The sequence below is a fragment of the Mycobacterium sp. NPDC006124 genome (assembly GCF_040614235.1).
Classification (GTDB): domain Bacteria; phylum Actinomycetota; class Actinomycetes; order Mycobacteriales; family Mycobacteriaceae; genus Mycobacterium.
Window position 1 is genome coordinate 1 of the sequence record NZ_JBEXUA010000031.1, and the last position, 12,215, is coordinate 12,215.

At 61.2% G+C, this 12,215-nt stretch carries 8 protein-coding genes and 2 pseudogenes; 3 read left to right on the top strand and 7 right to left on the bottom strand.

Going from position 1 to position 12,215, the window contains the following annotated elements; all coding sequences use genetic code 11:
* Positions 1 to 364: 364 nt before the first annotated feature.
* The 3 genes and pseudogenes from ABZ195_RS28345 to ABZ195_RS28355 all read right to left on the bottom strand — a co-directional run.
* Positions 365 to 763, bottom strand: a pseudogene (locus ABZ195_RS28345) (helix-turn-helix transcriptional regulator); the annotation flags it as partial.
* 59 nt (positions 764 to 822) lie between these two features.
* Positions 823 to 2,496 carry a DUF262 domain-containing HNH endonuclease family protein gene (locus ABZ195_RS28350; protein ID WP_355223213.1) on the bottom strand — a complete coding sequence of 558 codons (1,674 nt, stop codon included), beginning with the start codon at positions 2,494 to 2,496 and terminating at the stop codon, positions 823 to 825.
* Between the two features lie 237 nt (positions 2,497 to 2,733).
* Positions 2,734 to 4,908 (bottom strand): phage infection protein, encoded by a 2,175-nt coding sequence (locus tag ABZ195_RS28355; protein WP_355223214.1) that lies wholly within the window; start codon positions 4,906 to 4,908, stop codon positions 2,734 to 2,736.
* A gap of 389 nt (positions 4,909 to 5,297) precedes the next feature.
* On the opposite strand from ABZ195_RS28355, the gene ABZ195_RS28360 reads away from it, so the two are divergent.
* Complete coding sequence (locus ABZ195_RS28360; protein WP_355223215.1) at positions 5,298 to 6,047, top strand: phage Gp37/Gp68 family protein; 750 nt, start codon at positions 5,298 to 5,300, stop codon at positions 6,045 to 6,047.
* Positions 6,048 to 6,060: 13 nt separating this feature from the next.
* Here the strand turns inward: ABZ195_RS28360 and ABZ195_RS28365 are convergent, their stop codons facing one another.
* The 4 genes from ABZ195_RS28365 to ABZ195_RS28380 form a co-directional block, all read right to left on the bottom strand.
* Positions 6,061 to 7,146 carry a three-Cys-motif partner protein TcmP gene (locus tag ABZ195_RS28365; RefSeq protein ID WP_355223216.1) on the bottom strand — a complete coding sequence of 362 codons (1,086 nt, stop codon included), beginning with the start codon at positions 7,144 to 7,146 and terminating at the stop codon, positions 6,061 to 6,063.
* A gap of 32 nt (positions 7,147 to 7,178) precedes the next feature.
* Positions 7,179 to 8,345, bottom strand: coding sequence for a DUF262 domain-containing protein (locus ABZ195_RS28370; protein ID WP_355223217.1), 1,167 nt, complete (start codon positions 8,343 to 8,345; stop codon positions 7,179 to 7,181).
* Positions 8,342 to 9,550 carry an adenine-specific methyltransferase EcoRI family protein gene (locus tag ABZ195_RS28375; protein ID WP_355223218.1) on the bottom strand — a complete coding sequence of 403 codons (1,209 nt, stop codon included), beginning with the start codon at positions 9,548 to 9,550 and terminating at the stop codon, positions 8,342 to 8,344. Before ABZ195_RS28375 ends, ABZ195_RS28370 begins: the two co-directional genes overlap by 4 nt.
* A 616-nt stretch (positions 9,551 to 10,166) precedes the next feature.
* Positions 10,167 to 10,436 carry a helix-turn-helix transcriptional regulator gene (locus ABZ195_RS28380; protein WP_355223219.1) on the bottom strand — a complete coding sequence of 90 codons (270 nt, stop codon included), beginning with the start codon at positions 10,434 to 10,436 and terminating at the stop codon, positions 10,167 to 10,169.
* 60 nt (positions 10,437 to 10,496) lie between these two features.
* On the opposite strand from ABZ195_RS28380, the gene ABZ195_RS28385 reads away from it, so the two are divergent.
* Both ABZ195_RS28385 and ABZ195_RS28390 read left to right on the top strand, forming a co-directional pair.
* On the top strand, positions 10,497 to 11,198 hold the full coding sequence (locus tag ABZ195_RS28385; RefSeq protein WP_355223220.1) for a hypothetical protein: 702 nt from the start codon (positions 10,497 to 10,499) through the stop codon (positions 11,196 to 11,198).
* A gap of 193 nt (positions 11,199 to 11,391) precedes the next feature.
* Positions 11,392 to 11,610: pseudogene (locus ABZ195_RS28390) on the top strand (Arc family DNA-binding protein); the annotation flags it as partial.
* Positions 11,611 to 12,215: the final 605 nt, after the last annotated feature.

The following is a 12,215-nucleotide window of genomic DNA, read 5'->3' on the forward strand; positions in this document are numbered from 1 at the left end:
TCGAAGAATCACGCGATGACCTTCATTCGATCGGCTACGACACGCCGGGGCTCGAGATTCGGCCCGGCTCGTACACCACTCTGCTGGACGCAACCATGGATGACAGTCCGTTTGAGAAAGTGACACGTATTTTGAGAATCGACAGCGGCTGTAGGTTCCCAACTTCCGTGTCATCTCGCGACGCTCTGAACTGCGATGACGCAAATTGTCTCACGTCGTCTCATCGGGGTTTCGTCTCAACTTCGTGTCATTTTCTTCAGCTGCGAGGCTGGTGATCTACGCAGGCGATCCGGTCCGGCTATAGCCGATCCGAATGGCTAATGCGGGCTGTGGTTTTCAGTGCTTCTGACGCCGGCGTGACCCCTCAGTCGCGTCGCACCGCTTCCCGAACGAGTTGGACGCGCGAGGTCACACCCAGCTTCGTGTATACGTGCGTGAGGTGGTTCTGGACGGTCCGCGGGGAGACGAACAGCCGTGTCGCGATGTCCTTGTTCACGAGTCCTTCGCTAACCAGTCGTACGACTTCGCGCTCGGAGGGCTTCAGCGCGGCCCAGCCGCTCGTCGGGCGCTTGCGCTTGCCGCGACGGCGTTGGGCGTACGCGATCATCTCGTCGGTCGAGGGCGCGGCCCCCTCGATCCACATCGCATCGAAGTCCTTCGCGCTGATCGTTTCTCGCAGTGACGTCACAGACGCCTCGTAGACGGCGAGGAAAGTCTTCATCTGCACCTTGCCGGTGCGCTGCCGAATCGCTAGGGCGGCGCCGAGGTAGCGGGACCACTAGGTAAATTGTGCGGTGCCACCGATCGGCCGCACTCTATGTCTTAGATCAGCTCCCATTCCTTGGCCAGGATGGCGGTGAGCTCCTGCTGACGCTTCTCAATGACCGAAGGGGTCCAAGAGGGCAGTTCCAGGACCTGGGTGGTTAATGCGAATACCGCTGATCCGGTCGATGTTTTGAAGTACTTGTCCTTCTTCGCCGCGTAGTCATAGTTGTTCGCCTGCGAATTCTTCCGATGGTTCAGCAACAGCAGATTTCCTAGCTTGTGAGTGAGTTCAGCGCGTTGCTCGTCGGTGAAGTCCACACGCCATTGGCTCGAGTCCTTCGGATTCTGAGGGAGGACGTGTTCGATCGAGATGATCTTGTGGTCGTAAGTCGCCCCGGGATCCTTCGCGAGCAACTCATCCAAACGCAACAGCACGTAGCGCGCCCGCCGTGCCTGCATCCGGTAGATGTCTCCCTCCAGTGCAGTCATCGAGAGCACACGTTCATCATCGCTGAGGTTGAAGGCAGGGGCTTCGAGCCCTGCCCCGGACTTGAGCTGGTTGAGAAGCGCTAGATAGTGCACGATTCGCGGAGTCGCGTAGGCCTGACGTAACAAGAAGCTCGCTGCAATCCGTTCCAGACGTTTCAGGAATGCGGTGAGGAACCCCGGGTCGTCCGCGTGCTCCACCATTGCCCACAACGCGCAAGGTCGCCAATCCTTGTTGTCGACCATGTCCAGCCTCTTGAGCCACTGGTTGACGGGCTTCCACTTATCCCCGGGCCCGAAGTCGAAGGCAATGGTCCGCTCAAACGCTTTGGCGTAGGGCAGGAGCAGGTTGTCCACAAAGTCTGCAGCAGCACCGCTCTCGATATATGGATCGAGAACCTGACCTGGGAACTCAACGAGTAGTTCGCGGCGAGCGCGGTCCCCACTCACTACCGTCCGGATGTCGCGAAAAAGCTCGGTAAAAGCGTCACTTCCGAGTGCTTCTTCGGCCGCCTCCCAGCGCTTGGAGTAGTCGCCGCGGTTGGCGACCTGGCCGATGACTCGTGACTTGAAGATGTCAGCCGGCGTGAGGTCAAGACCGCGCGCATTCATGACACTGAAGATCCGGTAGGCACTGTCGAGGCTCGGTGTGCTGACAACAACGAGATAGGTTCGGGTACTCGCGAGTGTCGCCAAGGCTCGACGACGGTCGTCCGACCAGTCACTCAAGCGCGCCCAATAGGCTGCAGCGTTGTCGCGAATTGCGCGTTGCGGCTCCGTCGCGGCCGCGGCGTCAGTGAGAGCGACGAGTGTGTCAACGTGACCTGGCTCCTGCACATACTTGCGAAAGAACGGAGCGTCCTGTTCACGCAAGCTGAGTCGCGGACGCGACGGAATGCCGTCGAGCTCGTTGCCGGGGTCCAGGATCCTCGCACTCAGATTGCGAGCGAACTCGTCCCCCTCGACGAGATCCCTCAGTACTGAGAAGAGCAAGGTGAGTGTCGTTAGGCGCTGCTGACCATCGATTACGTCGAAAGATTCGTCGTCCTGCTCGACAAGGACGAGCGAGCCCAGGAAATACGGCTCATCACCGCCACGACCCATCGTCTCCTCAAGATCGTCCAGAAGTTGGAGTGCCTGGTCAGTGCCCCACCGATACGGCCGCTGGTACTCCGGAATCTTGAACTCGAAATCACTCGAGAAAATCTTCCTCAGCGGGTGCTCGTGCGCTGTCAGCTTTTGCATCAGTCATCTAACTGGTCGGAGTCATGAGCGCCCTGCTCAACAGTAGTGTGCATCAGCCCAGGGTGGTTCACGGTACGGGTGGTGGCCATCCGTTTCGAGATACGGCGCTTACCTGAGACTGAAGATCCCAGACCGAGTCCACCGTAGGCGCGGTGTGAATGCTGCGGCGCAGCCGCATTTCTGGCACCTCACCCAGCCCTCGGGTAAAATCGAACATCGCCTGCGCGCTCATGAAGGTCAGAGGGTCTTGACCTGCGCGTACAGACTTCGCAAAGCGACGTCCGACATGTCGATGATCGGCTCGTACATAAATGAGTTCACGTGAATGTTCTCGGGGGTCATGAGGACCACGGTGTCGAGGGTCGCCGTCGACTCCGGTGTCCCGCAACTGCGGTTCTTGAATGAGTTAAAGAGAACCGCCGTCTGATTCCCGTCGATTGCGTCCGTGAAGGACTGGTCGTTCAGCTCCCCGACCATGAACTTCTCCGCCTGTAAACGCGTCGCGATCGACAGCACGATCTTGTTCTCGAAGTTGACGCCCTCGTCGGCCTGCAGCGCACAGTCGGCCTGAGCGTAAATGAGGTCGACCACCGGATCACTCGGCGCGTCCCACGCCTGAGATTCGTAGCCGGGGAACGTCTCCTTGAAGATGCGGTCGAGATCTCCATTCGTGATACCCAGCGAATCCTGCTTCCAGTGCAGCAACGACGTGAGCCTCATGTAGTCCGGGTCGTCGGTGCCCTTCGTGTACTCAAGGATGTTCCTGACGAACGGGATCGACGCCACCCTCTGCATTCCGTCGCTGAAAAAGTTCAGCTTGAACGCCCGGATAAACGGGTTGTTCACGTGCTCAGCCTGGCTGAGAACGACCTTCGCTTCGCCCTTCTGGGCCATGAAGCACTGCTTGTACGTGACGACGCCACGGCTCAGAAGAGTCCGGAAGAAATCGAAGTTATGAGTCAGGAGGATGAGCTTGAAGTTCGTGTGCTCGGCCATCTCCTTGAGGTACTGGATGATGGCGTACTTGTTCTTGTAGTCGAAAGAGTCTGCGAGGTCGTCGATGACGAACAGCGTTTCGCGCCCGGACGCTTTGCGTGCTTCCATCTCGAACAGCACGTTTAGGATATAGAGCGCTTTCTTCTCGCCGTTGCTGAGCACCGAGAGGAGTTCCTCGCGCGCAACGTCCGTCGACTCATCGCCCTCCTCGAACTTGAAGACGAGCTTGAGGACGTCCTCCTGGCCCAACGCGACCTTGTGCTTGTTCTCGGCGCTGAGCCTGAACGGCACAAAGAATCGGTCGTTGAAGATCTCGATGACCCTCTCCCATTGGGTCCGCTCAGCCGCCGCCGCCTGCTCGATCTCCTTCTGGCGTGCCTCGCTGTTCGCGAACAGGGTGACGACGCGCGTGAATAGCTCTTCGTGCGACTTCAGGTACGACTGCCACACCTTCTGCCGAAAGAGGTCGATGTTCGCGAACTCTGGGAGCAGCTCGACGTGTTCGGAGACGTAGGCGAAGAACTGCCGAGTGTTCTCATTGCGCTGCAGTGCCTTCTCCAGGAGGTTCAGCCTTTTGCGCAGCACCTCATCATCGGTGATCCGCTGCTTCTCCTCGGCTACCAGCTCCTCGAACTCCTTAGGGCTCGTCACGGTGCGGGACTGGGCTGGTCCCTGGAGGACCAGCGAGTGATTGGCCGCGAAGAATCCGTTGGCTCCCAGGCTCTTCGTGACGTTCTCCGCGTTGTAGTAGCTGAACGTCTCACGGCTGAAGAACGCGGACTCGTCCAGTAGCTCGTTCCAGCGCGTCACATACTGCGTCAACTCAGATTGCAGGTCCTTCGACTTTAGAATCGCGTCGAGCTTGTCGTTGAACAGGACGTCGTACGGAAGGTCCGAGAACCGGGGCGCGTCGAGGGTGTCGACTTCGTACTTGGTGCGCATGAGCGCTTCGAAGAATCTGTCGTCCTCGGGCATAAACGCCTGTGAGACAGTCTGGATCACGTCCTGCTTCGTTCCCGACTGCGCCTTCAGAGCAGCCACCAGTTCCGCGCGGGCAGCGCGCAGATCGGTCTGCAGGGCCTCGTACTCCTTGCGCAGCTCGGCGTTGACGAGGAGGGTCGACGTCGACTTGCTCGGGCCGAGATCCTCGTCATAGGAGAGCACGACGACGACGTCCGCCGGGTCGATCTCCGTGCCGGCCTCGTCGGTGATGCTCCGCTGCGACACCCGATCGCGGAACATGTGGTCGATGGTCTCTCCCCCCTTTGCGAAGTCCTTGAACGTGTGCGCCAGGGAGGTCTTCATCGTGCCGTTGGGCGCGTAGACCGCAACGGCATTGCCGCGCCTGAAGTCGAACGTCGCGTTGAGCTCCCGAATACCGTGACAGTTGGTGAGGGCGACGTTCAGCTTCTTCATGGCCGCCAATGTAGACGGCGGCCATGACACGTCCGACCGCCGCGGCACGATTGGGATCAAGTGCCACGGAGAACGCGTCAACGACGTCGATCTTGTCCATGAGCGGCGGAGGCCGCGCAGGGTGCCAACGCCGGTTGAAAATTGACCCCTTCTCAACGGTTGAACAGTGCTGCATCACTTCGGGCATGGTCATCCAGGCATACGTGCACCAAAGGTCGTCGACCGGTTCTGAGCAGATTTGGCACTAAATCGGGTGTCGGCACCTGTCATTACTCTCGACAATGCTAGAGAAGCGCTTCCCCTGTAGGTGCTTCCAACCGCGGGCCGAGAGGCACACGGGTGGCACGCTCACCGACCGCTACGCTCAGGCAGACGAGAGAGGTGATTCTGTGGCCACGAACAGCGCGATCGAATGGACCGAGGTCACCTGGAACCCCGTGACCGGGTGCGACCGCGTGGCCGCCGGGTGCGACCACTGCTACGCGTTGACGCTGGCCAAGCGGCTCAAGGCGATGGGCGCCGAGAAGTACCAGAACGACGGCGACCCCAGAACGTCCGGGCCCGGCTTCGGCATCACGGTCCACCCCCGCTCGCTGTCCCAGCCGTACCGATGGCGCACCCCGAAGGTCGTCTTCGTGAACTCGATGAGCGACCTGTTCCACGCCAAGGTCCCGCTCGGGTTCATCCGCGACGTCTTCGACGTGATCCGCGAGACCCCGCAGCACACCTACCAGGTGCTCACCAAGCGCGCCCACCGGACCGCGCGGATCGCCGAGAAGCTCGACTGGCCCGACAACCTCTGGATGGGAGTCTCGGTCGAGTCGAGCGGGGTCGTCGACCGGATCGAACACCTGCGGGCCGTCCCTGCCGCGACCCGGTTCCTCTCGTGCGAACCGCTCCTGACATCGCTCCCGGACCTGAACCTGGACGGCATCGACTGGGTGATCGCCGGCGGCGAGTCCGGGCCGCGGGCACGGCCGATGGATCCGGCCTGGGTCGAAGACATCCGCGACCAGTGTCTCCACGCCGATGTGGCATTCTTCTTCAAGCAGTGGGGCGGCCGAACACCGAAGGCCAACGGCCGCGAGCTCGATGGCCGCACCTGGGACGACATGCCGGTACTGGCGGCGGCACTCTGACCCTGGCCCACCGTCAGTCGCTCAGAGCAGGGAACTCGATAAGAGTTCCGTCGGGGAAGGTTCCCTTCTTCTTCTGGTTGGGCGACGAGATGCGCCCGGCGGTCTGCATCGGCTTGAGGGTCTTAACCTTCACCTGACCGCTGTGGAACGGAGTCTTCCTGACGACGTACCGGCGGACTTCCTCGAACGGCACCGTCTGGCCAGCGAAGTGCTGTGCCAGCTCGTCCTGGAGCGGTCCGGTGTTGGCCTCGTCATCGAAGAGAACCTGTTGGCCTGCGAGACGGTCATCGAACCTGTAGCCCCCACCGGGAGCCAGCTTCCACATCGCCTCCTTCATCTTGTCGTAGGCCTGGTCGTCGCGCGTGCAGAAGAAGAGGTAGCTGCCGGTGTGACCGCTCTGGTTGACCATCTCGAAGCTGCACACGTGGGCGAAGTCGCACTCCTGGCGCAGCTGCCTCTCGTAGAGGTCGTGGATGAACTGGCCGCGACCCTGGTCAGCTGGCGGGGCGTTCTTGTACTCGTCGCACCCGAAGAGCGCCGTGAAGTGCGGGTCGACGTTGCCCGCGTTCGCGAACCGGTTGACGCTGTTGAAGTCGAAGTAGATAAAAAGCTCGCACGACGGGTGGCTGACCAGGTCCCGGATCAGGGCAATCGGGACGTCTTTGTAGCCGAACGGGTCGACGAACGCGAACGTCGGTGCCAGCTGATTCCCCGCGGGGATGGAGTCCAGCAGCTCACGCGCCAACTCCTGAAAGTTCTTGTTGCGCTCGTGGATCCGCACCGTCCTCGGCCAGGGGGTGCGGCCCACCTCGACGTCGGCAAGGACCTCCTGCAGCGACGCGAACCTCTCGCCGTCCCGCTCATTGAAGATGAAGTTGAACAGGGTGTCACCGAAGGCGGCGAACGACCGGTGGTCCAACAGCGTGTTGAGAGTCAGGACCGGCGAGCCGGGTTCGTCGTCGTCGTAGCGGCCCGGTCCTGCGAAACCGTCCAGCACGTTGACCCGCGGGTGGTGCCTGCTCGTCCCGAAGATGCCGAACCATGCGCCGAGGTATCGCGTGAGGATGTCGTGCTTGGCCTTGGTGTGCGGAGGCCTCACCCACACAGTCGGCAGGCTGTCACCCTTCGGCACTACCGGTTGCCCTTGGCGCGGTTGTGGGGCACGCAGAGCATGGTCAGGTTGGACAGGCTCGTCGAGCCACCCTTGGACCAGGCGGTCACGTGGTCTGCGTCCATCTCGTTCAGCTTGTAGATCCGGGTCTTGTTGCTATCCCCGCCGATGGCGCACAGCGGGCAGTTCGACTCACCGGTGGCCTCGGCCTTCTTCGTCTGCTGCTCGTAGGCGACGCGCTTGTCCTTCGCGTCGAACAGGCGGATGTCGAGCAGCTGGGGCTTCGTCTCCCCGTCGAGCAGGTATTCGTAGATCCCCTTGCTGCTATGCACCGCGGGGTCGGCGCGCAGCTCATTGACGCGGGCCTCGAACTTCGTTGCGCTGTAGGAGGTCCCGTGATGCGCCTCGTAGAGCCGGCCCCATTCGAGGCCGCACATCTCCTTGTCCGGCGGACGAGTGAAGACGCTTCCTGCCCAGTCGATGACTGAGGTGAAGTAGGTCTTCAGCTGGGCGATGTCCTGGTCCAGGCGGTGCTGGGCGAGGTAGGCGTCGATGGTCAGGCTCTGCGAGGACGCGACCCAATCCAGCGCCTCCTCGAGGACCTGCTGCCGCTTGGGATCGCCGTTGACGTAGGACCGCCACTTCTGCATGTTCGCGTTGTTCGAGTTGCTGTACTCGGCCTTGGCCCTCGTGATGAACGGGCCGGAGTAGATCGCGTTAAGCAGCTCCTGCTTGTTGAGCGGGACGCCGGCGATGTTGATGGTCTGGAACCATGCCTTGATCTCGTCCTCGGTGCCCTCGCACTCGTAGATGTCGAGCGGGGTGTCGAGGATCTTGCGCTGGCTGTCCTTGGGGAGCGAGGAGAAGGTCTGCTCTTTGCCGCCGACCTTGATGGCGAACTTGCCAGTGACGAAGCGGCCGAAGCTGGTGATGCGCTGTTGCCCGTCCAGCACCTCCAACGTCTCGCCCTCCACGTTGAAGTAGATCAGCCCGAGCGGGTACCCCTTGAGCAGCGAGTCGATTACCGCGACGTCCCGCTTGCCGTCGTTGTAGATGTAGTTGCGCTGGTACTCCGGCTGGATGACGAGCTTCCCGTCGAGCCCGAACAGGCCCTTGCCTTCGAGCTCGTTGTAGACGAACCCTTCTAGGACATTCTCGACCGTGTAATGCTTCAACTCGGTCTTCACGAGGCGTCCTTCCGGCGGATGAAGATGCGCTTGTAGATGCGCTTCACGGGGTAGCCCACATCGAAATACGTCCCAGGGCCGAATGACTCGGTTCGAACGAAGCAGCCGAAGGACCCGGTGTTCGACTTCATCCGCACGCCGTCGACTACGCGCTCCTTCGGACCGTAGGTCTTCGTCTGCGGGTAGTCGCCCTCGCTGCTGCCGACGATCTCGAACTGGTCAGGGTTGTACTTATCGAGGAATGTGATCGGAACGCCCATCATCCCGGCGTGGTCACTGGGAATCGCGTCCACGAATGGTACTTCGATCGCCGGGAAGTTGTCGTAGGTGGGGTAGCCGACGCCTCGGACTTCCTTATGCTTGCTGAACTTGATGTTGTCGGCCGTGGTCATGAGTTGCAGCGGTTCGTGACGGCGGCCGTGGTCGATGTTCGTGAACCAGCACGAGTTACCGAGCCGTGTGTAGTCCCGGTCGTCATCTGACGGGTAGCCGAGTTTCTCTGCCTTCAACCGGTCTGCGTCGGACACCTTCGCACCCTTCGGGACTCCGAACACCATGTCGGTGCTGTTCGCGGTCGCGCCCTTCCACAGCTCGTTCGACTTGATGTGCGGGAACACCTCGTTGTACGTGATGGCGTTGTTGTTGCCGATCACCGAGAACCTCCGACCGCCGCCGATGACCCAGGTCATGAACTGGCGAAAGAGACTGAACGGTGGATTGGTGATGACGAAGTCGGCCTCGTTACGCAGGGCTGTGACCTCCCTGCTGCGGAAGTCGCCGTCTCCGTCGAGGTACTCCCACTGCAGGTCATCGATGTTGACGATGCCGTCGCCGTTGATGTCCTTGGACTCGAGGACGAATTTCTTACCGTTCGTGTGGGTCTTGGTCTCGTCGAACTTCGGGTCGTCCAACTCGAACAGGGTTGGGGTGTAGCAGGCGAGGTTCGGGTTGCTGTCGGGCGCGTACGACGTCGAGATGAGCTTCTTCAGGCCGAAGTCGACGAAGTGCAGCGCGAAGAACTTCGCGAAGTTGGACCACTCCGGGTCGTCACACGGCAGCAGGACGACCTTGTCCCGGAACACGTCGGGGTCGAATTCGAGGTAGGCGTTGACCTCGCGCTCGATGTCGGCCCACTGCGTGTAGAACTCATCGTTCTTCGTTTCACGAGCAGCCTGGAGACTGCTGTTCCTCGAAGCGGTCGTCATACTTTCCCCCAGTGGCCTGATCACACCGCCAGCAGCGAGGGGTGTCTGTGGGAGGAATCTTATCGGCGGACTCCGACTGAGTCGGGTAAGAGACGGTAGATCGTGTCCCTCACCGAGCGCGGCCAGTACCGCCCCTCATCCTCGCGCGCCCCGTACCAAGGCAGCCCAGTCGGACGGCCGCGGTCCCTCATAAGTCCTGGTCCACCCCGCCGCAGGGCAATCACTACGCCCCCGGCGAGGGATGCGCCGATAATGTGACGATGCGGATTCGCGGAGAGCCTCACCAGGTGATTGCAAAGGAGGTACCCGGCGACCATCTTCTCGATGCGCAATACACGCATCTGGCTTCCGTATTCAACCGTGCCAGCCTCAACGCCGAACGGCGCACCGCAAGGGATCGATATTCGCACCGGCGCGAAGCTCTTGGCGAGACAGTCTCTGCCCGAGCCGACCAGGACGCGGGCAGTACCCGTGTTGAATTGACACCGACTTGCCCCGTTGATGCCGGCGCACCGCGTTCCATCCCTCAAGATCAGTAGCACAGATTGCTTCTTGAATCTGTTGACCTACGTTCAGTCAGTCGTTGCTTCTCAGCGAGTCTTCTGCGCTCCGAGCGCTAGCCTCGTCCCTGCTCTCCAGCTAGTAGGCGATCGATCGGCACCTGCAATGCACTAGCAAGATCGTAGATGCGTTCGTACAGCAGGCCGCGCCGACCGTGTTCGACATCGATCAAAACGTTCCGCGTCACACCCGATAGTAGGGCCAGGGTTTCCTGCGACATCCCCTGCTCAGTTCGTGCATCACGGATGTTCTGACCCACCATCTGCCTTAGCCGCTCCCACTCGGCAACCCGCTGCGGGTCGTTCTGACTGGGACGAGTCGGCACGCAGACAGGAAAGTGGTGTCCGCAAATAATGTCTGCCCTACTAGTAGTACATTAGGCCTGGTGTCGGACCTGGAAGCCGCAAGAACTTCGGAGTTCGCGACCCCTCACGGCATTGAGGTAATGGATCAGCTATGCCTGGTGCTCCTGGAGTGTCTCCTGGTCGCCAGTGACGTACAGAAGGACGTCAGTCTCAACCTCGATGAACTAATCAGCGGACTCGGCGCGATTCAGCACACGGCACGGTCAGCGTTTCGCGCGGCGAGTCTGTTGAACCAGCAGGCTCAACTGGAGGCCGCGTGGAGCGACTACTTCTCGCGACCGAAGGCAGTCTTCGCCCGTCACCATGCCGCCGTCAGATCTGGAGCCCGCAAGATCCGCCCACGCGAGCCCGCAGCATCGCTATTCGACACCCTGATGGACGACGCAGCACCGATTGACGACGGCACCGAGCTGAAGGCTCCGAAACCATCGTGTAAGTCGGCCACCAAAGCACAACGGGCGTGCAGTAACTCAGCCGTGTATCTCGGCTCCGGCGAGTTTGCGCAACACTGCTACAGCCACTTGACAGCAGTGGAACGTCGTCGCTTCGATAAGCACCGCCGCGAAACCGCAGCTCTTGAGGACCACCTCCTCGATATGCACGCCCAGCACATCGCTCGGGCCGCCGAACTCGTCCGCCTCGAATGGCAGCGCAAGCGGCAAACAGATGGAACTTGGATCGAGACCCAGGCAGCTTGGCAACGCGCAGGCGAATTTCATTGATGATGAACACCTTTCGGCGAGGAAGCACCGGCCATCGCGGAGACCGGTCGGCCCGACTCGGAGATTCTGCGCGCGGCGTCGTTTGATTTGGAGTGGATGTGGACGGCTCAATGCGGACCAGTTTGGGCACGAATCTGGCGGGCGCTGGAGCGACAAAATCCGGAGCCCGGCTTCGGCTGATACCGTCGCTCGTGTGGAGACGCTCGTGATCCGCGAACTCCCCGAGGGGACTATGGCTGCACTCCGAGAGCGTGCCGCGCGTCACCGTCGCTCCGTCGAAGCCGAAGTCCGTGCGATCCTGGCCGATGCGTTGTCGGGTGAAGATGCCCCCATGTCGGTACTCCTCGGCGCCGACAGCGGCCGTGACGTCGAGTTCGAGCCCGAACGCCTCGGCTTCGTGCCCACCACCCCCGCCCAACGGACGTTTGGGCAACTGCCGAATCTGTCCGTACCCGTGGACTTTGACGAGCCTTTACCCGATGCCGAGCTTGCAGGCTGGGAGGGCGAGGAATCGTCGTGAGCATCCTGTCGAGGACCATCGTCGTGGGTCCCCGGTGCTTACCCGGGACACTTCGCACAGTGGTGCAACCGCCTCGGCATCTCGTTCGAAACTGCATGTGCCGCTATGACTTTGCGGCCAACTCCGTCGCCGCGATCTGCCAGTTCGGTGTGAATCGCTCGGCTAGCGAGAACCGGCGAGCAGTGTTGGTCCACAGGGACAATTAACCGACTGCCTTTCTTGTACCGCCACGGGGCCGCAATGGGATACCGTGCGCTCTTGCCCACCGAGCAATTGTCGATGCACCTACGCCTTGGTCACGAGCGAGCTCCGGAAGCGTCCGTCCGCGGACGATGTACTCCGTATAGATCCACTCGCGCTCGACATTGTGCTTCTGGGGCCGTCCGCCAACGCGTAGGTCGAGGTTGCGTCCAGCAGAGTGGTGTACGAGCCGGGCCGAATCTCGAGCCCCGGCGTGTCGTAGCCGATCGAATGAAGGTCATCGCGTGATTCTTCGA